Origin of the sequence: Marasmitruncus massiliensis, from assembly GCF_900186535.1 — a bacterium.
Classification (GTDB): domain Bacteria; phylum Bacillota; class Clostridia; order Oscillospirales; family Ruminococcaceae; genus Anaerotruncus; species Anaerotruncus massiliensis_A.
Map to the genome: position 1 here is coordinate 1204728 of NZ_FYDE01000005.1, position 19829 is coordinate 1224556.

The window sequence follows — 19829 nt, forward strand, 5'->3', positions numbered from 1 at the left end:
TTTATACAAAAAGCTCTATCCTTTGGATAGGGCTTTTTTGCTGTCCGGGCAGCTATGCCGCGGAAGAATCGCGCGGCAGGGCTTGTCCCGCTGAATGGGGCAAGGACAATTCACATAAAGGAGACAGGAAAAACATGGCTGTGCAAATCGACCTGGCGGACGAAATGATGATTGCGCACATCATCGGCGACATCGACCATCATAATGCGAAAGAACTGCGCGAGACGATTGATGACGCGGTGGTCAAGGGGCAGGTGCGCGAGCTGGAACTGGATTTCAGAGATGTGAGTTTTATGGATTCTTCGGGTATCGGCCTGGTGATGGGGCGCTATAAGCTGATGAAAGAGATCGGCGGCGATTTATACCTGATCAATATCGCCAGCCATCTGAAAAAAGTGATGATTCTGGCGGGGCTGGACCGCCTTGCAATTATGGACAGGCCTGAACGGCACCCCTTAAAACCTGTGGAAAACGGAGGAAACAAACAATGAAGGCAATCAATTCCATGAAACTGCAATTTGAGGGGCGTTCCGTAAACGAGTCGTTCTCGCGTACGGCCGTGGCGGCTTTTGTTGCTCAGCTGGACCCGACGATTGAAGAAATATCCGACATTAAGACCGCGGTCAGCGAAGCGGTGACCAACTGCATCGTTCATGCCTACCGGCATAAGCTGGGCGTCGTTTACATAACCGCGAATATCCTGCCAGACAGCCACGTCGTGATCAAGATCCGCGACAAAGGCTGCGGCATCCCCGATATCCCCAAAGCCATGGAACCAATGTATACCTCTGCCCCTGAGGAGGAGCGCGCGGGGCTGGGCTTTGCTGTGATGCAAAGCCTGATGGATAAGGTGAAGGTCACCTCAAAAGAGGGAAAGGGGACGACGGTGGTACTGGAAAGGAGCATTCGCTGCAAGGAGGCATGAGCACGGGCATGATAGACTGCGCAGCGGACAAACGGGAACAGACGATTTCCAATAACATTGGATTGGTGCACTCCTGCGCCCACAGATTTAAAGGCAGGGGAATTGAATACGACGACCTGTTTCAAGCGGGCTGTATGGGGCTTTGCAAGGCCGCGGATGCGTTTGATGAGAACCGCGGCGTGCGGTTTTCCACCTATGCGGTTCCGGTGATTCTGGGCGAAATGCGCCGCCTGTTCCGTGACGGAGGCGCGGTCAAAGTTTCACGCTCTCTGAAGGAGCTTTCGATTAAGCTTGGCCGCGAACGGGAGCGCCTTGCGAATGAAATCGGACGGGAGCCTACGGTGAGCGAGCTTGCCGGGTCGATGGACCTCTCGGAAGAACAGGTTGTGGAAGCCCTATGCGCGGCATCGCCGCCGCTTTCGCTCACGGAAAGTGAGGAAGACGGCGGCGGCCAGACAGATGTACCCATGGCTTCACCCGAGGAACTGCTTTCAGATATCATTTCCCTGAAACAGGTGGTTGGGAGCTTGGAGCCCCATGACAGGAAACTGATTATCCTTCGTTATTTTTCCGGCAAAACCCAAACGCAGACGGCACAGGAACTTGGTATGACACAGGTGCAGGTCTCCCGCAGGGAGAAAAAGATCCTGTCGGCAATGCGCAGGGAGCTGTCGGGCTGAGAGCAGCCGGCAGTGAGGGCAAAGGTGGATGTATTGCTGGAAAGGGAACCGCCAAACCGGCCGGTGCACGGTGCCCTTTCCATATCTGATGCGGCAGGTCATCATAAGCGGGCTATTCATGGGCAGTCTGCCACCCTCATACTGCCGCCGCTCGTTGGTGGCTCCATAAGTATCGTATGCGGCAGGGAACCCGGCGGCGACAGGGGAGGGAAGCCCCAAGGCCGCCCGTTTTCAAAGAGCGCCGCTGAAACGCAAAAAAGGGCGCGTCCGCTATCCTGCGGACGCGCCCTTTTGGGCTGTTATTTTTTTTGAGGGGGAATTGCCTCCACCTTGTATTTCAGCAAATTGCCGATGACGAAAAAACCGTGCGGGGATTGCGCGTAATAACTGCCGCACACGCCGCAGCGGAACAGCGGGAGCGGCTCTTCTTTGCCAGGCAGGAAAATCTGCCTGTTATCAGGATGAAGGTTTGTTTTGCAGCAGTCGTTTAAAAGTCCGCCGCGGGGACGTTGCAGCGTATAGCCGCTGTTCTTGTCAAACCAATCGATAAAGTGATCCATCTTTTTCTCCTCCGAGAATCTGTGCCGCCGCTTTCTTATATTTCTAAATAACGAACGCATAAATGAAAATACTAATGACTGAGGTGATAAAATGAGCACATTTTATGAAAACAATCCCGAATTAAGGGGATACTTTGAGTCTTTGCCAATTGAAGTGAAAAACCGGATTTTGGAGTCCGGCGTGGAAATTTCTACGCTTGGGGAACTCAAGCAGTGTGCGGAAAATCTGAAGGCACAATAGCATCCGAAGTCCGGTTATTTTTACAAAACCATTATATCCGTTCGGCGGTGAGAAATCAACAGTTCATCAAAAAGCACCGGCTAAGCAAAGATTAAAGCCTAGCCGGTGCCCTTTTTCAGACACCATAGAATCTATGAGGCAATCCTGATGAACAATTTTTAGTGTACGCAAAATAATATTGGCACATCTAATCACTATCCATATCAAGACATCTCCTTCCTCAGTGATGTCGCTATTAATTTGCGCAACTATCCGGCGTTTATAAGTATAAAAAGATGGGAACAGAAAAAGAAAAAAATGGGATTTGGTTTGCTCTTTTTGAATTGTGTGTTAAAATATTAAGAAAACGGCCAGAGAAAGAGGAAAAAGTATGTTTCGGGAAATGCGAAGAAAAAATCAGCAGTTGTCCAATGAAGAAGCAACAGAAATCCTGATGTCAGGGGAAACAGGCGTTTTAGGGGTCAACGGAGATGACGGCTATCCTTATACTGTCCCGCTCAACTATGTATTTTGCGACAACAAACTCTATTTCCATTGTGCGAAAAGCGGCCATAAGCTGGACAGTATCCAGAAAGACAGCAGGGTGTCGTTTTGCGTGATCGCAAAGGACCGGGTAATTCCGGAGAAGTTTTCGACTTCGTTTCAAAGTGTGATTGTATTCGGAAAAGCCGGCATTTTGCAGGATGAGGAAGAAAAGCGGCGCGTGCTGGAACTTCTCGTGGAGAAATATTCCCCCGGATACGAGAAGGAAGGCTCGGAAGAGATTAAAATGGCGTGGAACGCCGTGAACATCGTGAGGATCGATATCGAATATACCTCCGGGAAAAGTTCCCGGGATCTTATGAAAAGCAAGGCTTAGAAGAAAAATTGATTTCAATAAATCCAAACAGGTTAAGGGGTTTATTATGAGAGAAAACCAGTCGCAGCATCCTGTGAGATTCATCATTACTGTTTATCTCGTATGCTTTGCATTTCGGACAATTGAATATATGGTTATCCGTACCGATCAAAGCATTTTTGGAGAGGCGTTTCTTCATAAGCTGGCAGGCATCCTTGTGCTTGGGCTTGCAGTGCGGCATCTTTCCCTTAAGTGGCGGGAAATTGGCTTTGCAGGCGATTCAGCGGGGAAATATGCGCTTTATGGGTTCCTGCTTGGGGCGGCTGTGTTCTTTGCGGCCTATGGCATTGAATTTTTGCTGCAATGGTCAGGAGGTAACGATCCTTCCTTTCAGGTCTATGTAACCAGTTATGCAATTGATGGCAATCGGGGCAGGCAAACTGAACTGCTGTTTTTTGCTTTTTGCATCATTGGAAATCTGATCAATGTGGTTATGGAAGAGGGCATCTTCCGCGGCTTATTCATCAAGCTTGCGACAACAAAGTATTCATTTCTCAAATCAGCCGCCTTTTCTTCCCTGCTCTTTGGTATCTGGCATATTGCGGCGCCTCTGCGCAGCCTGCTGGACGGGGAAATGAGCGCGGCCGGGGCCATGATGTATGCGCTTATGCTGGTTCTGACGACAGGGATCACCGGGGTGAAGTTCTGCTTGCTGGCCAAAATTTCCGGTTCTCTTTGGATGCCTATGGCCGACCACTTTTTTAATAATACGATCATTAATATTTTGCATGTTGCAACAGCCTCAGGTGCGGATGAATTACAAATATTGCGCATTTCGATCGCACAGGCGATATCGTTCCTGATCGTCTTTTTTGTCTACCATAATAGGAGCGGGAATCTCGGCAAGTTAGGAAAAAAATCGAAGAACCTGACGCAAATGTAAAGAACATGCAGTAGGAGTAATAAAACATGTATGAACTGATTCAGGCCGCGGGAAACAGTTATTATATCAATTGTCCGGCGAAAATCGGAATCGTAAAATTAGACGCTGCAACTGTTTGTCTGATTGATTCCGGGGGTGACAAGGATGCCGGAAGAAAGGTACGGCAAATCCTCGACCAAAATGATTGGAAACTGAAGGCCATTTACAATACACATTCTAATGCAGATCATATAGGAGGCAACAAATACCTGCAAAGCCAAAGTGGCTGCAAGATTTTTGCGCCTGGAATAGAAGCGGATTTTACAAACCATCCAATTTTGGAGCCGTCTTTTCTTTATGGAGGCTATCCACCCAAAGATTTACGGCATAAATTTTTATTAGCGCAAGAAAGCACGGTTCACTGCCTCTATGATACGGATTTGCCTGAAGGGATGACAATGATTCAGCTTCCCGGCCACTTTTTTGACATGGCAGGGTTCCGGACCGCCGATAACGTCGTTTTTCTTGCAGACTGCTTATCCAGCGAAGAAACCTTAAATAAGTACCAAATTGGCTTTATTTATGATGTCGCCGCTTATATTGCCACACTGGAAAAAGTGAAGCAGATGACTGCTAAGCTATTTGTTCCCGCTCACGCTCAAGCCACGGAAAATATAACAATGCTGGCTCAATTCAATATAGATAAGGTCTATGAGATTGCGGACAGGATCGTCCATATATGCGAAGAGCCGCAAATATTTGAGCATGTGCTGCAAAAGCTGTTTAACGAGTTTGGGCTTGCCCTGAATTTTGAACAGTATGTGCTTGTTGGAAGTACCGTTCGCTCTTATCTTTCATGGCTGAAAGATCATGAGAAGCTGGACTTTATATTTGAAAATGGAAAAATGCTATGGAAAAAACACTTATAATCTGCAACCGCCGATGGGAGATTCCTTCGGCGGTATTTTTATGATTGGGATATTTTTTCAAAAGTTGGGAACAGTATACAAAGATATGGATACCCTTTTATATAAACGCGGCGCAGCAATCGGGTGCTATTCACTATGCGAGAAGGGGCTAAGCTTGCATGAACAGCTCAAAAGAACAGATATCAACTAAGATGCTCATGTTTTCCGTCGCTTGTTTTATCCAGTCGACTGCTTCCTTTACGGGCTTTACTGCATCTGTTTTAAAACAGGATACTTGGATGTGCGTTATTTCAGGCTACCTTGTCAGCTTACCAATTATATATATCTATTTAAAACTTTCAGAGCTATATCCGAAAAAAAGCCTGATTGAAATTAATGACTGCGTTTTAGGCCCCATATTAGGAAAGATATTCTCAATCCTGTATATCTGGTTTTTCTTTTCCCTTGTATTTTTAAACGCCAATAATGCCGGAGCTTTTGTCGTCAATTATGTCTTGCCCGAAACTCCAGTGATTTCGGTATTGATTATGATCATTTTTGTTTCTGTCTGGGCTGTTAGAAAAGGGATAGAGACAATGACCAGATACAGTGCACTTTTTGCAGTTGCCATAGTGTTTTTCATTGCAATTAACACCTTACTGCTTTTAGACCGGATGCAAAAATATAATTTTCTGCCTATGTTTTCTTTTCCCGCCAGAAAATATATTCAGGCAACCCATATCATGACGATTCTTCCTTTCAGCGAAGTCATATGCTTTATGATGCTGTTCCCTTATGTTGATCACCCAACCAGCCTCAGAAAGCCTGTATACGCAGGGCTTTCCTTTGGAGCCTTAACGGTTTTGGCTGTGATTGTAAGAGACACAGCCGTTTTGGGAGGATTGAATTCTTATCTGGCACTTCCAACTTTTGAAGCAATCAGGCTAATAAGCGTTGAGCAGATGGTTATTAAATCTGAAGTATTATTTATATTTATACTGATTATTTTAGTCTATTTTAAAGTCACTGTTTTGCTGTATGCGACTGTAAAATCCATTTCCCAGTTGTTCCGCCTAAAATCCTATAAAGTTTTAGTAACAGTCATTGCGGCCTTATCAATTGGATTTGCCAGCAATGCGTTTCCGTCCGCTGCGGATCAGGCATACTGGGGAAGCAACATTGCCGCGTACTATTCCGGTTTCTTTGAAGTTATCCTGCCGGCTGTTACGCTGTTTGTCGCGGTTATCCGGAAATCCGTCAAGGGTAATCAGGAAGCAAAGGCAACATAAATATCAGAAAAAACACCCGCAAATTACAAATCTGCGGGTGTTTTTTCTGATATTTCCCATCATTCGCTTTTAATGATTGTCTGGTATCCTTTATTTTGCAACTCAGCTGCGAGTTTTTCTGCGTTTGCTTTATTTGAAAACGCACCGGTCTGTACCCGATAGATCGTTTTTGTTTCCGTATTGGCAGGGGAAACAATCCGATTCAGAATTTCATCATACGGGAACAGTTCTCCCGGACAGTGAGGCCTGTTAATCGGATTGATCTCGCAATGGCCCATGTGGTGTTCACGGTCGGCGGGTATACCGGCTGACTTGCCATAGATGGATTTAAGCTGTTCATTGCAATACTGCTCGACCTCGACGGCCGCTGTAATTTGTTCCTCCGTAATTGCCCCTTTGCATCCTTGATATTGGAGAACGCCATTGCTGTAGAAATCGGCGTAAAAGCCCTCGAACTCGATGCTGATACAATAACAGTTCGGGTTAACCGCACGCACTCTTACCAGCCGTGAAGCAGACTGTATCGGCATGGGTGTTTTCCCTGTGCTGTTATAGTTGAGACCCTGCGTGTAGGCCGCCATATGAAGCGGTACAAGCTGGGTGATACGTCCGTCCTTTGCTATGACAAAGTGAGAGGAAACAAAGCTGGAGGCTAGTTGTGCCCAGCTGATGGTTCCGGTATAGGTGCCGTCTGCGATGTGGTACACCATTACATCAGGTGTCCACACTTTGCCATCTTTGTCCTTGCGTTCCATTTGGTTTGGCGTCGTTTTCTGGGTGATCATTCTCCTTGCTCCCCGTTTCCTGCCGTGATTTTTTCGGCAATCTTATTGAGCTGCGTTTTGGCGTAGGCTTCCACGCTGTCAAACACACTCTGAATGATATTTCCGATTATAGCACGGGTAATGACAGGCTTAAAAGCGGCGGGTACCAGTGCATACAGCTTTTCTACCGCGCATTCAAATTTAGCGCCTCCTGCATTTGTCACATCTTTATATTCCGTTTCAGCTTCCGCGATTGCACCGGCCGCTTTTTCTTTTAAAGTTTCTTTGGTTTTCAGATACAAAGACAGCCCGCCCAACAGGACGTATCCGATAATTTTCAGGATTTCGATCAATAACTCAGTGGACATTGTGACACTCCTTCGCAATGATTTTAAATGATTACTCCTTTGCTTTCTGCTATCTGTTTCAGATACCGAAGCATGACTAGAAACTATCCGGGCTTAGATGCTCCGGCCGTTCCGTTATTTTTTAAATGGAAAATCAGCCCATTCATCAACAGCCACAGGATAACAGACGATGACAGAGTCAAGTGCGCCTGTACCCTGATATCAATATACGCACCTGACTGCAATTTTGCCAAATCTGTAATTACCGCCGTAATTGTGCAGCATCCTTTGCATCATTTGACATGTCCTCCCTTCATTTATACCGCTCTGAGGGCGATTTTTTCCGCTTTTATGAAAAAATTCATAAAATATTAAATAAAAAGCGGCTTCCTGTTCCCATGATAATAGGGAGCAGGAAGCCGCGCTTGGCATCAATGATGAATTTTTTCTGCAAATTTCTAAACCGTAATTAATTACTGAGTTTTATTCCCACTCGATCGTTGCGGGCGGTTTGGAGGTAATATCATAAACGATGCGGTTAATTCCACGCACTTCATTGACAATCCGGCGGCTGATCAAATCGAGCGTCTCGTAAGGAATACGTGCCCAGTCGGCGGTCATAAAGTCGGTGGTTGTAACGCCGCGGAGCGCCAATGTATAATCATAGGTTCTGCCGTCACCCATAACGCCCACGGAGCGCATATTGGTGAGCACCGCAAAATACTGATGGATGTCGCGATCGAGCTTGGCCTTTGCAATTTCCTCCCGGAAAATCCAGTCGGCATCCTGGAGGGTTGTCACCTTTTCGGGGGTGATTTCACCGATGATACGGATTGCAAGGCCGGGACCCGGGAACGGCTGACGGTTTACAAGGTAATCGGGCAGGCCCAGCTCACGCCCCAATGCGCGGGTTTCGTCTTTAAAGAGCAGGCGCAGCGGCTCGACGATTTCTTTAAAATCCACATAATCCGGAAGACCGCCCACATTGTGGTGGCTTTTGATTACTGCGGCATCGCCCATGCCGGACTCAATGATATCAGGGTAAATCGTACCTTGGGCAAGAAAATCCACTTGGCCGATTTTTTTCGCTTCTTCTTCGAATACGCGGATAAACTCTTCACCGATGATTTTGCGCTTTTTCTCCGGTTCACTGATGCCCGCCAGCTTCCCGAGAAACCGTTCGCCTGCGTTGACGCGGACAAAGTTGAGCGAGCGGTCTTTGAAAGCCGCTTCCACTTCGTCGCCCTCATTTTTGCGCATCAGTCCGTGATCAACGAAGATGCAGGTGAGCTGATCCCCGACCGCCTTGGAAAGCAGTGCAGCGGCTACGGAACTGTCTACGCCGCCGGAGAGCGCCAGCAGAACCTTTCCGTCCCCCACTTTTTTGCGTAGCGCATCAATCGTGTTGCGGGCATAGTCGCCCATCGTCCAGTCGCCCCTGGCGCCGCATACCAGATAAAGAAAGTTATGGATCATATCAATGCCGTGCTGGGTATGGTTCACTTCGGGATGGTACTGGACGCCGTAAAACCCCCGGCTCTCGTCACAGATGGCCACGTTGGGGCAGGCATCGGAATGAGCTACAAGCGAGAACCCGTCAGGTACTTTCTCCATGTAATCCCCATGGCTCATCCAGGTGATACCTTCTGTCGGAAGGCCCTGGAACAGCTTGCAGGAGGTGTTAAAATAGGTTTTGGTTTTGCCGTATTCCCGTGCGGTGTCCTCTTCGGCAGCGGTAACCCGGCCCCCCAGATTGTGTGCCATCAGCTGGCTGCCGTAGCAGATGCCAAGCACCGGAATCCCCTGCTCAAAGATAGCGGGATCAACATGTGGGGAATCGTTGAGATAGACGCTGTTCGGGCCGCCGGTAAAAATAATGCCGATCGGCTTTTTTGCCAGAACTTCTGCAAGCGGTGTTTTATAGGGAAGCACTTCACAGTAAACTGAACATTCGCGAACGCGGCGCGCAATCAACTGGTTGTACTGGCCTCCGAAATCTAAGACCACGACCGTTTGATGACTCATTTTATTCTCATTCCTTTTTTAAAAATACAAAAAATAAACAATTTTATTTTGCCACATCCGTGCAAAAATTACAAGCATGATTTTCTGGGACGGTGAGATACTAAACTTAACTGAATCAGATAATCAAAAATTTGAGGAGAGGGGTTTGCGGATGGAACAGAAAGCACTTGCGGTTTTGGTGGCGATGGGACTGGTATTGTTTTGTGCGGCAAGGGTATCAGCGCAGGAAATGATCAACATGAAAGCTGGCAGTTTTCGCAGATGGAGCGCGCAGGACATTGAGCAGGAGCTGGGGATGGAAAAGATCGAATCGCTTGCGGTCACGCTGCCGCCTTCACCCGGCAGAGGAGTGATCTTTTTGGATGGCAGACCGCTCAAAACAGGGAGAGTGCTGAACAGAACGGAAATTGACAGGATATGGCAGTTCACATCCTCCCAATGTGACGCAGTCCCCATTGGGATTACGGTTTTTCCGGACCCTCCTTTGGATAGACAACCCAAAATTCGTTGCATAAATCGTTTATTTTCTCCCATACTAAAAGTGTATCAGCCGATAAGCAAGGAGGAATAGGTCTTGATTGATAAAATTGCATTGCTTCTTACCATCATTGGGGGACTCAATTGGGGTCTCATCGGCATTTTTCAGCTCGATGCAGTAGCTTGGCTTTTTGGCGGGCAGGGGAGTATCCTCAGCCGCGTGATTTACACGCTGGTTGCGCTTGGCGCAATCTGGTGCATTTCTTTGCTGTTCCGGCCCGAACCGCGCGATCGCTGAACACAAAGCATACGCGTACACAAAGAAAGAAGTCTGGGCAAAAGCAAAAGGAATCCGGCAGGGAATCTGTTCCCTGCCGGATTTTTTCCACTTCATTGTTCTGAAACAGTTATTTAAACTGAGGCGGCTTCACGTCCGCGTTTTTCTCCAGTTTTACGGTCGGTTCCATTTCTTCGCCGGGACGCAGCAGACGTCCCACCAGGACAAAGCGCTGGTCCTCGCGATTTCCGTAAATATAGGTGCAGGTGGAAAGGGTGAGGAGCTTGTCGGAGGAATTGACATCGACGTCAAAATCAAACTGAGAACGGTCTTTCAGTTCCGTTACCAGCTTCATAAACTCGTTGCCCTTGAGGTTGGGATGGATATAGGCGAGGTTGGTGTCGGTATACATAACGGAAAAAATCTTGTATACCAGGTTATCCTCCGGAGTGGAGAGATAAAAATAGGGATTGTTCTTCGCAAATTCGGGGTCCAGATATTTCTTGAGCTGCGAGAACTTTGTGCTGTTGGGGTCGTCGTTCATGCTGTGACCATAGATAATGATGTCCTTAGAGATCGAATTTCGGTCACCAAACAAGCACTCATAGTCCGCATAGTAACATCCGTACCAGTTATAACCTTTTGTAATATCACTGCGCAGGTAAACATTATTATCGGCGCCCTGCAAAACTTCATTATCTATTTCGGTGTTGGGCAGCCTCAGCCAGCCGACTACGTCATTATTCTGGTTATAGGCCGTGTTCAGCTTTTCGAGGATCTCTGCGCTGGGCAGTTCCGGTTTCGCGATCGTATTTAAATCAACATCAGGAAGGGGGTTAATAAACGCCGGAATCTCACTCCCGGAGGATGACGCCTGAGAGGATGCGTCCGGTGAAGTGCCGTTATCGCCACAGGCGGCAAACGACAGCAGCATGACCAGTGCCATCATAAACGCAGTCATACGCGAAAAAAGGTGAGTATGTTTCATAAGCAGGCTCCTTTTAATGTAAACTCTGAAAATTTATCTACATCGCCCGGAGGGCATTGTATCCATAGAGTTATTCTGCTTTGCAGTTGCTGACGGTTCCGGTGGAAGCGTCAATTTCCACCACGGTGGAGGATTTAAGAATCTGCGTTGCGTTTTCTACCGCAACGATCACAGGAATATCCAGTGTCATCCCGACAATGGCGGCATGGGAATTCATACCGGCGCTTTCGGTGACGATGCCGGACGCTTTCTTCAGGATCGGAAGCAGGTTGTTGGAGGTCTGGGGAATCACGAGGATATCGCCGTCCTCAAAATTCTTCAGCGCTTCCGCTTCTGTCTGAGCCACGCAGACCCGGCCCACGGCGGACTTTTTGTTGACGCCCTGCCCGGTCACAAGAATATTGCCCACCACATGCACTTTCAACAGATTGGTGGTGCCGTGGATGCCCAGCGGTACCCCGGCGGTGATCACCACAATATTGCCGTCCTCCACGTAGCCGGCTTCCTTTGCCCGCTGCACGGCATGAAGAAACAGATCATCGGTATTATCCTTAATCTCTGCTCTCAGCGGGATAACGCCCCAGGACAGCGCAAGCTGATAATAGGTGGAATCATTATGCGCACAGGCGATAATGGGAATGTCGGGGCGGTATTTGGAAATCATCCGGGCGGTGCTGCCCGACCAGGTGACGGTTATAATGGCGGATGCGCCGATATCGTATGCGGTGGTACAGGTAGCGTGCGAAATGGCGCTGGTGACGTCCGGCGTGCTGTCATCGGAGCGTTCCAGAAAACGGCGGCGATAATTGATATCCCGCTCGGTACGCTCCGCAATCTGTGCCATCGTTTTCACAGCTTCCACCGGGTAATCGCCGGCGGCGGTTTCGCCTGAGAGCATGACCGCACTGGTGCCGTCATAGATCGCATTTGCGACGTCCGCGGTTTCGGCCCTTGTGGGGCGGGGTTTGTGGATCATGCTTTCCAGCATCTGGGTGGCGGTGATTACCATTTTGCCGGCCGCACAGCATTTTTTAATCAGCAGCTTTTGCAGAACCGGCACATCTTCAAACGGAACTTCAACGCCCATATCGCCGCGGGCCACCATAATGCCGTCGGATACGCGCAGAATTTCGTCAATATTGGCGACGCCTTCCGCATTTTCAATTTTTGCGATAATACGGATCGTATGGTTTCCCTGTTCTTCCAACAGCTTGCGGATTTCCAGAATATCGTTGGCGCAGCGTGTAAAGGAAGCGGCGATGAAATCAAAGCCGGTCTGCACGCCGAAAATAATGTCCGCGCGGTCTTTTTCGCTGATATATGGCATGGACAGGCGAACGCCCGGCACATTAACGCCCTTGCGATCCGAAATCTTGCCGTCGTTGAGCACTTCGCAGACGATATTGGTTTTGCCGGTGCGCACAACGCGCAACGCGATCGCGCCGTCATCCAGCAAAATGCTGTCGTCAGCTTTCACATCGGAAACGAGGCCGGGGAAATTGATTTGGACGCGGTTGGAATCCCCCTCGCAGTCAGCCGAGGTCAGGATAAACTGCTGGCCGGTTTGCAGCTGCGCGGAGCCGTCCTTGAACGTACAGAGACGGATTTCAGGCCCTTTGGTGTCCAGAAGGGTAGCGACCGGGAGACCCATTTTACGGCGAAGCCGGTCAACAATTTCAAACGTTTTTTTGTGGCTTTCATGTGTGCCGTGCGAGAAGTTAAATCTTGTCAGATCCATTCCGGCTTGAATCAGTTCGCGAATCGTTTCCTCACTGCCGGATGCGGGACCCAGTGTGCAGACAATCTTGGTTTTCCTCATACAGATAAAACCCCTTTTTCATGTCCCTGTATTTCTGAAAAGGCACCGCCGGATAGTTCGGAGCCGGAAAACAGGGCTTGTAGTCAAAGCATATAGTCAACAGGCAAGAATGACCTTTTTAAAGTATACCATCATTTTTGCGGGTGTCAAATTGGTTGGAATAAAATTCATAAAAATGTTAAACAATTGCCTTTTTTCATTTGGAAAAAATTTTAAAAACAGCTTGCATTCTTAAGAAACAAGTGATACCATATAGCTGTATTAACAAGACCAATACACATAATACATCGAATGTGATGGAAATGGGGTGAAACTGTGCTGCAACTGGATTTACAAAGCAGACAGCCAATTTATGAGCAGTTGATCCAAAAGCTTTCCGAAATGATATCCGCAGGGGCGATCAAGCCGGAAGAACAGCTCCCTTCCGTGAGGACGCTTGCAAGGGATCTGGGCATCAACCCCAATACCGTGCAAAAGGCCTACCAGGAACTGGAGCGCGGCGGGATTATTTATTCAGTGGCGGGAAGAGGCAGTTTTATTGCACCGGGAAACCGCGCAAATGAAACACTTTGCCGTCAAAGCCTGATCAGGATCAGGGAAGCGGTAGCGGATGGCAGGCGGACAGGGCTTAGCCATCGGCAGGTGGAAGAAACAGTACGCTCAGTATATGAGGAGGGGACAAAACATGATTGAGGCAAAATCGTTGGTGAAGTGCTTTGACGATTTTACGGCGCTGACAGCGCTGACCACCACCATTGACAAAAATTCGATTTACGGGCTGGTTGGAAGCAACGGTTCGGGAAAATCCACATTTCTGCGCCTTTTAGCCGGCGTTTATATGCCGGACGGCGGAACCATCACGTTGGACGGCCAGCCGGTTTTTGAAAACACGGCTGTCAAGGAACGCATCTTTTTTGTGGCGGATGACCTGTTTTTTCTGCCGCAGTCCAATATGAATGATATGGCATCATTCTATAAAGGCATCTATCATAGCTTTTCGGAAGAGCGGTATGCCAGGCTCTGCACCATTTTCCCGCTGGACCCGAAAAAGAAGATCAACACCTTTTCCAAGGGAATGAAGCGGCAGGCGGCGCTGCTGATGGGGCTTGCCTGCATGCCGGATGTCCTGCTGCTGGACGAAGCATTTGACGGGCTTGACCCGGTCATCCGCGGAGCGGTGAAAAAACTGCTGGCGGACGATATTGCTGCCCGTGGCCTGACGGTTATTATCACCAGCCACAACCTGCGCGAGCTGGAAGACCTGTGCGACCATGTAGGCCTGCTGCATCAGGGGCACATCCTGTTTGAACGGGAAATTGACGAACTGAAGCTTGGGTTCTGCAAGGTACACGCGGCGTTCCCGAACGGCGTTTCGGATGAGGTGCTCGGAAAGCTGAACCTGATGCAGGTCTCCCGGAGCGGCAGCCTGCTGAATCTGGTTGTGCGGGGAACCTCGGCGGAAACCTCGGATTATCTGCTCTCTCAGGGGGCGGTTTTTGCGGAGGGCGTGCCGCTGACGCTGGAAGAGGTATTCATTCATGAAATGGAGGCGGTAGGCTATGACTACAACAACATCCTATTCTGACCACGGGCGCTCCAAAGCGCTCTACCGGAACGCGCTCCGCCGCAGCAGGGGATATTTTGGGTTGCTCTCTGTGCTGCTTTTGATTTTTTATCCGTTTCAGTATGCGATGAAAATTTTCCGTGATCTGAGCGAATCACAGCAGCTGCGGCTTGCGCAGGGCGCGGAACTGATGGATTTATTCGGGCTTGCCGGCATGGGGCGGCAGTTTACAGCGGTGTCCGCTGTGTTTTACACCGTTCTTGTTCTTTTGGCTCCGTTTGTGCTTGCTTTGGTGCTTAACAGCTATATGCACAACAAAAACGCCACCGATGTCTATCACTCCCTGCCTGTCAGGCGTGAGACGCTGCTCGGCGTCAACACGGCGGTCGCGATGACAATCATTACAATACCTGTATTGGCATGTAACCTGCTGGTTATTCTCATGCAGACCATTAAATTCGGATTTCATCCGTTTTTAGTGGGGCAAACCCTGCTTGACACCGCCGGATGGCTGATCTGCGCGTTGTTTATCTATCTGCTGACCACCGCGGTCTGCACGCTGGTTGGCACGGTGTTTGATTCCTTTACCTTTTCAGGAATCCTGATGGCGGCGCTCCCGATCCTGATGGCGATTTATACCGTGCTGGCAGGCATGTTCCTGTTTGGATTCGAGCCAAGTGCGACCTTTCTCCAGACCCTGCTGGATATTTGCCCGCTGACTCTGATGCCCGCGAGAGTCGCTTTTTCGGGCTTTGTTACGCCGAACGGGTTCTCGGGTCTGTCGCCGGAGAACTCGGCGCTGTTGTTCCGAAGCAATGCTGCAATTGTAATCTATCTGCTGCTGTCTGCGGTGCTCCTGTTTGGGGCAATGCGGCTGTACCGTCATCGCGGCAGCGAAATCGCGGAGACCACGACGTCAAAAGGAATTCTCCAGATTCTGGTGAAGTTTCTCGGTACCGCGATCGGCGGCATCTTCATCGGAATGATGTTCTATGCGGTCAACGCAGAGGACGGCGCTACCGCGGAAATGCCCTTTGTGATGTGGTCGGTCATCGGCGGCATCCTGACCTACAGCATTATTGAAATCATTCTGAATCGTGGCTTTAAATCCCTGGTGAAAAGCCTGCCGCTCGGCGTGGGCATGGTTGCGGTCGTAACCGCGAGTACGCTGACCATTCTGCTTGGCGGGTTCGGTTATGAAAACCGGGTCCCGGACGCCGGCAGCGTGGAATCGCTTGAAATCAGTTATATGGGGCGCTTTTCCGATTATGGCGATATCATGTCGGCAGCAAAGAAGGAAGGGACATCGCAGCCTCTCAAGTCGATTCAGTCGGTCACATTGTCCGACCCGGACAATATCGCCGCGGTTTTGGCTTATCATCAGGATGTAGTCGATGTGAAGTTCCGCCCGGGTCACAGCAGTACGGATCGCAGTGACATTATTTATTCGAATATGAACATCATCTATCACCTGAAAAACGGGAAAACGATCCGCCGCAGCTACAATGCGGTTACAGCGGATTCCTTTGCGAAGCTGGCGCCGCTGGAAGTAAACGCGGAATTCCTGGCGCAGACCCACCCGGCCTTTTTTACCGACCCGGAAAATGTGACCAGATGGACCATCGCGGACCCGTTTGGCACGCATAAGATCGAGCAGATCTTTTCGGACGAGGACTCCGCCGCGATGCTTGACGCCATGAAAGCCGACCTGCTCGACCAGACCGCCGACAGCCTGCTTCATCCGGAAAACCGGTTCCTTGCGGTGGTTTCGTTTGACGCTGACCTGCCGGAAGAAGGCAGCGAGCGCTTCGCGACGACAGGATATTTTTATGTGACAAGCGAGCAGCAGCGTACCTGGAAAATTCTGAGTGAACTGGGAATCGCAGGACAGCTTGAACCGGATTTCAGCAAATGCACCGCGGTTGTTGCCAACTCCCCTGACGACGTCCGCCTGTATAATTCCTCGAGAAGCGCGGTCTTCCAGATGCTTCCCCTGCAGAATTTCCGCTATGAGGATCTGGAAGGCATCAGACAGCAGGTTGCAGATCAGAAGGACCCGTTAGAATACGCAACAGAATATGAAAAATACGGGGCTGATTCCTATGCCAAAGAATATTTTGGCCAGAATCTGCACATCTTTGAGGACAAAGCGCTGATTGCGCAGATGGCGCAGGAAGTAGTTGCCACCGGCGCAATCAATGAACCGATGGTGACGCTGAGATTCTTCTTTGAAGATTCTGCGGAAGGAACGATGGTTTCTGTGCCATTCAATAAACTGCCACAGGAGGTTCAGCTGGAGCTCCGGCCGGATGTACCCCAAAAGTAAAATACGATCTCCTGCTCTCCAATCAGAAAGGGCTCCGTTTAAAAACGGAGCCCTTTCCACAGTTTAATCACATCATTGGGGAAAACAGCCGCAGAAACGCGCGAAGGATGCGGCGCGGAATCGGGACGGTGCTGCTGTAGTTTTTGGGGATTTCCTGGCATTTTTCAAGCGTTTGCCTGATGTCCTCCAGAACGTCCCCGACAATACTGGAATTGTAAAAGCAGACGCCGCATTCGAAATGCAGATAAAAGCTGCGGTAATCCATATTAGCCGTTCCCACAATGGCGACGTTGTCGTCGCTGACATACATCTTCGAATGGACAAAGCCGGGGGTATATTCGAAAATTCTCACACCGGCGTCCAGAAGAATCTGGTAAAAGGACTGGGTAGTCTCATGGACAAACCATTTGTCGGGGATATGCGGAGTGATGATCCGGATATCAATCCCGCTGCGCGCGGCTCCGCACAGTGCCGTAATCATTTCATGGTCAATAATCAGATAGGGAGTCGTGATATAGACATAGCGGGTGGCGCGGCTGATAATCTGCATATAGGCGTCCTCTTCCACATTGATCCGGTCGAGGGGGCTGTCGCCGAACGGCTGCACAAATCCGTTGCTGTTGCAGATAATGGTTGGCCGGAACCGGTCAAATTCTGTGTCTGTGGGGCAGGAAAAATTCCATAGGGCCAAAAACATGGCGGTCAGATTCAGCACACCCTCGCCCCGCAGCAGGACGCCCGTATCTTTCCAATGCCCATATTTCTCATATGCGTTAATATATTCGTCCGCGATGTTGATTCCGCTGCAAAATCCGACATTTCCGTCAATTACCGTAATTTTGCGGTGGTCGCGGTAATTCATCGTCGAATTTAGGTGGGGCTGGAACGGGTTGAACAAAACACATTTGATGCCGGCGGCACGAAGCTTGTCCGGGAAACGGTGGGGCAGGGTTTTGATGGAGCCGATGTCGTCATACATAAAGCGTACATCCACGCCGTTTGCAGCCTTGTCTTTAAGAATTTCAAAGACAGAATCCCACATGATCCCCTCCTCGATGATAAAATATTCCATGAAGATAAACTTTTCCGCTTTCGCCAGTTCTTCCACCATGCGCTTCCAGATCACTTCCCCAATCGGCAGGTACTCCGCTTCCGTGCGGCGCCAGAGAGGGGAATAGGTCGTTGCGGTGATATAGCGCGCCAATGGCACCAGGTGGGGGCTCTGCCTGTCCAGTTCCTCCAGACAGGGTGAATCGGTTATCAAGTTTGTTCTGGTGCTTTGTTCCGCGCTGCTGATACGCTCGCTCAGAGACTTCGGCATTCCCTTGTTTCCAAACAGCAGGTAAAACAGCCCGCCGAAGATGGGAAGCGCCATAATGATAAAGACCCATGCCAGTTTATAGGACGGATTTTCGTCTTTTCCGAACAGCCAGATTACAATAATAATGCTGAGCAGGGTCAGGCCGACATAAACGGCGGCAAAATGATCCGCAAGGCTGATAATTGCCCAGACAAGGAAGGCAGCCTGAATCACAATCAGAAGCCCGACCGTTACCATTTTTCCAAACAGGAGGCTCAGTACGCTTTTAATGTGCAGTTTCTTTTTCCTTTTCACGAACGCACCCCCTTAGAGCAGTTTATCCGAAATCAGCGGCATTTTTCCTGCTGTCATCATAGCAGTTCCTGCCAAATTTTTCAAGTCCGCGTGAAGCTGAAAAATCGGCGGCAGGCTGTTTGCCTGCCGCCGGTTGTATGGTTAAAGCCCGTTGGGGTTTTGCCTGCTGAAATTCCAGCTGTCCGCGCACATTTCCTCCAGTGATTTTCTGGCAGTCCAGCCTAAAAGATCTTTGGCTTTCTGGGTGTCCGCATAACAGGTGGCAATGTCGCCGGGACGCCGCGCCGCAATCCGGTAGGGAAGAGCGTTCCCGCATGCTTTCTCGAATGCGTGCAGGACATCCATCACCGAATAGCCGACGCCGGTGCCAAGGTTGACAGCCTCTACGCCTGTTCTATTCAGGATAAAGTCCAGCGCTTTCAGGTGCCCCTGTGCAAGATCCACCACATGGATATAATCACGAACTCCTGTGCCGTCGGGCGTATCATAATCGTTTCCGTAAACGGACAGCTCTTTGAGCTTACCGGTGGCTACCTGCGCGATATAAGGCAGCAGGTTGTTGGGGATGCCGTTCGGGTCTTCGCCCAAAAGCCCGCTTTCATGCGCGCCGATCGGGTTGAAGTAACGCAGCAGGCAGACGCCCCATTCCGGGTCCGCTTTTTGCAGGTCGGCCAGAATCCGTTCAATAAACAGCTTGGTTGCGCCGTACGGATTGGTGGCCGAAAGCGGCATATCTTCCCGGAACGGTACGGTATTGTGCATGCCGTAAACCGTTGCGGATGAGGAAAAGACGATTTTTTTGCAGTTGTGCGCCGACATGATTTCGCAGAGGATCAGGGTGCCGGTAATGTTGTTGTGGTAATAGCTCAAAGGGATGCTGCATGATTCTCCCACCGCTTTCAGCCCGGCAAAATGGATAACGGCATCGATCGTATTTTGCTGGAACACCCGCTCTACACCGACGCGGTCGAGCAGATCAACCTCATAAAATTTGAAATCCTTGCCGGTAATCTTGCGGATACGTTTCAGAGCCTCCGGTTTGGAGTTGGAAAAGTTATCAGCCACTACAATCTCTTTTCCGGCTTTCAGCAGCTCCACACAGGTATGGCTGCCGATATATCCCGCGCCTCCGGTGATTAAAATTGCCATATGATCAGGTCTCCTTTTATATGCTTATTCATCCGATACAGGTCGATTTCAGTATAGCCCGCAGGAATTTTCCTGTCAATTCATTTAGCCGAACAGGATACAATTCTCCATGTTT

21 protein-coding genes are annotated in these 19829 nt (G+C 49.5%); 13 read left to right on the forward strand and 8 right to left on the reverse strand.

What is annotated here, in order from left to right; genetic code table 11:
• Nucleotides 1–134: 134 nt before the first annotated feature.
• The 3 genes from C1A10_RS13815 to C1A10_RS13825 are packed head-to-tail and all read left to right on the forward strand — an operon-like array spanning nucleotide 135 to nucleotide 1605.
• Nucleotides 135–491, forward strand: a complete 357-nt coding sequence (locus C1A10_RS13815; protein ID WP_101910810.1) for an STAS domain-containing protein — start codon at nucleotides 135–137, stop codon at nucleotides 489–491.
• A complete protein-coding gene (spoIIAB, locus tag C1A10_RS13820) occupies nucleotides 488–925 on the forward strand; it encodes an anti-sigma F factor (RefSeq protein WP_180951143.1) in 438 nt (145 codons plus the stop codon). The genes C1A10_RS13815 and spoIIAB overlap by 4 nt, the downstream gene beginning before the upstream one ends.
• Nucleotides 926–933: 8 nt before the next feature.
• Nucleotides 934–1605 (forward strand): sigma-70 family RNA polymerase sigma factor, encoded by a 672-nt coding sequence (locus C1A10_RS13825; RefSeq protein WP_101911676.1) that lies wholly within the window; start codon nucleotides 934–936, stop codon nucleotides 1603–1605.
• 299 nt (nucleotides 1606–1904) lie between these two features.
• On the opposite strand, the gene C1A10_RS13835 is transcribed toward C1A10_RS13825, so the two are convergent.
• Nucleotides 1905–2165: a hypothetical protein gene (locus C1A10_RS13835; RefSeq protein WP_101910812.1), complete on the reverse strand. Its 261-nt coding sequence runs from the start codon at nucleotides 2163–2165 to the stop codon at nucleotides 1905–1907.
• 91 nt (nucleotides 2166–2256) lie between these two features.
• On the opposite strand from C1A10_RS13835, the gene C1A10_RS18550 reads away from it, so the two are divergent.
• The 5 genes from C1A10_RS18550 to C1A10_RS13860 all read left to right on the forward strand — a co-directional run bounded on the left by C1A10_RS18550 (nucleotide 2257) and on the right by C1A10_RS13860 (nucleotide 6363).
• Nucleotides 2257–2406, forward strand: a complete 150-nt coding sequence (locus C1A10_RS18550; RefSeq protein WP_180951144.1) for a hypothetical protein — start codon at nucleotides 2257–2259, stop codon at nucleotides 2404–2406.
• Nucleotides 2407–2776: 370 nt separating this feature from the next.
• Nucleotides 2777–3265, forward strand: coding sequence for a pyridoxamine 5'-phosphate oxidase family protein (locus C1A10_RS13840; RefSeq protein ID WP_101910813.1), 489 nt, complete (start codon nucleotides 2777–2779; stop codon nucleotides 3263–3265).
• A gap of 46 nt (nucleotides 3266–3311) precedes the next feature.
• Nucleotides 3312–4187, forward strand: a complete 876-nt coding sequence (locus tag C1A10_RS13845; protein WP_101910814.1) for a CPBP family intramembrane glutamic endopeptidase — start codon at nucleotides 3312–3314, stop codon at nucleotides 4185–4187.
• Nucleotides 4188–4213: 26 nt separating this feature from the next.
• The gene (locus C1A10_RS13850) at nucleotides 4214–5095 is read left to right on the forward strand and encodes an MBL fold metallo-hydrolase (RefSeq protein ID WP_101910815.1); all 882 of its coding nucleotides are present in this window, start codon (nucleotides 4214–4216) and stop codon (nucleotides 5093–5095) included.
• A gap of 158 nt (nucleotides 5096–5253) precedes the next feature.
• Nucleotides 5254–6363: a GerAB/ArcD/ProY family transporter gene (locus C1A10_RS13860; protein ID WP_101910817.1), complete on the forward strand. Its 1110-nt coding sequence runs from the start codon at nucleotides 5254–5256 to the stop codon at nucleotides 6361–6363.
• A gap of 59 nt (nucleotides 6364–6422) precedes the next feature.
• On the opposite strand, the gene C1A10_RS13865 is transcribed toward C1A10_RS13860, so the two are convergent.
• The 3 genes from C1A10_RS13865 to guaA form a co-directional block, all read right to left on the reverse strand.
• Nucleotides 6423–7148, reverse strand: coding sequence for an N-acetylmuramoyl-L-alanine amidase (locus C1A10_RS13865; RefSeq protein WP_101911677.1), 726 nt, complete (start codon nucleotides 7146–7148; stop codon nucleotides 6423–6425).
• Nucleotides 7145–7495, reverse strand: a complete 351-nt coding sequence (locus C1A10_RS13870) for a hypothetical protein (protein ID WP_101910818.1) — start codon at nucleotides 7493–7495, stop codon at nucleotides 7145–7147. Before C1A10_RS13870 ends, C1A10_RS13865 begins: the two co-directional genes overlap by 4 nt.
• A 462-nt stretch (nucleotides 7496–7957) precedes the next feature.
• Entirely contained in the window at nucleotides 7958–9499 is a 1542-nt protein-coding gene (guaA, locus tag C1A10_RS13875) for a glutamine-hydrolyzing GMP synthase (RefSeq protein ID WP_101910819.1), read from the reverse strand.
• Between the two features lie 151 nt (nucleotides 9500–9650).
• Between guaA and C1A10_RS18250 the strand changes: the two genes are divergently transcribed.
• On the forward strand, nucleotides 9651–10070 hold the full coding sequence (locus tag C1A10_RS18250; RefSeq protein ID WP_145997744.1) for a hypothetical protein: 420 nt from the start codon (nucleotides 9651–9653) through the stop codon (nucleotides 10068–10070).
• Between the two features lie 3 nt (nucleotides 10071–10073).
• Nucleotides 10074–10274, forward strand: coding sequence for a DUF378 domain-containing protein (locus tag C1A10_RS13885; protein ID WP_101910821.1), 201 nt, complete (start codon nucleotides 10074–10076; stop codon nucleotides 10272–10274).
• A gap of 109 nt (nucleotides 10275–10383) precedes the next feature.
• On the opposite strand, the gene C1A10_RS13890 is transcribed toward C1A10_RS13885, so the two are convergent.
• The gene (locus C1A10_RS13890; RefSeq protein ID WP_101910822.1) at nucleotides 10384–11241 is read right to left on the reverse strand and encodes a class B sortase; all 858 of its coding nucleotides are present in this window, start codon (nucleotides 11239–11241) and stop codon (nucleotides 10384–10386) included.
• 70 nt (nucleotides 11242–11311) lie between these two features.
• A complete protein-coding gene (gene pyk / locus C1A10_RS13895; RefSeq protein WP_180951145.1) occupies nucleotides 11312–13060 on the reverse strand; it encodes a pyruvate kinase in 1749 nt (582 codons plus the stop codon).
• Nucleotides 13061–13375: 315 nt separating this feature from the next.
• Here pyk and C1A10_RS13900 point away from each other — a divergent pair, with 315 nt between their 5' ends.
• The 3 genes from C1A10_RS13900 to C1A10_RS13910 are packed head-to-tail and all read left to right on the forward strand — an operon-like array spanning nucleotide 13376 to nucleotide 16950.
• The gene (locus C1A10_RS13900; RefSeq protein ID WP_101910824.1) at nucleotides 13376–13753 is read left to right on the forward strand and encodes a GntR family transcriptional regulator; all 378 of its coding nucleotides are present in this window, start codon (nucleotides 13376–13378) and stop codon (nucleotides 13751–13753) included.
• A complete protein-coding gene (locus C1A10_RS13905; protein ID WP_101910825.1) occupies nucleotides 13746–14645 on the forward strand; it encodes an ABC transporter ATP-binding protein in 900 nt (299 codons plus the stop codon). Before C1A10_RS13900 ends, C1A10_RS13905 begins: the two co-directional genes overlap by 8 nt.
• Complete coding sequence (locus tag C1A10_RS13910; RefSeq protein ID WP_101910826.1) at nucleotides 14620–16950, forward strand: hypothetical protein; 2331 nt, start codon at nucleotides 14620–14622, stop codon at nucleotides 16948–16950. The genes C1A10_RS13905 and C1A10_RS13910 overlap by 26 nt, the downstream gene beginning before the upstream one ends.
• Nucleotides 16951–17017: 67 nt before the next feature.
• Here the strand turns inward: C1A10_RS13910 and cls are convergent, their stop codons facing one another.
• Together cls and galE are read right to left on the reverse strand one after the other, a co-directional pair.
• Nucleotides 17018–18565 carry a cardiolipin synthase gene (gene cls, locus C1A10_RS13915; RefSeq protein ID WP_242968937.1) on the reverse strand — a complete coding sequence of 516 codons (1548 nt, stop codon included), beginning with the start codon at nucleotides 18563–18565 and terminating at the stop codon, nucleotides 17018–17020.
• Between the two features lie 141 nt (nucleotides 18566–18706).
• Nucleotides 18707–19714, reverse strand: a complete 1008-nt coding sequence (galE, locus tag C1A10_RS13920; protein ID WP_101910827.1) for a UDP-glucose 4-epimerase GalE — start codon at nucleotides 19712–19714, stop codon at nucleotides 18707–18709.
• Between the last annotated feature and the right edge of the window lie 115 nt (nucleotides 19715–19829).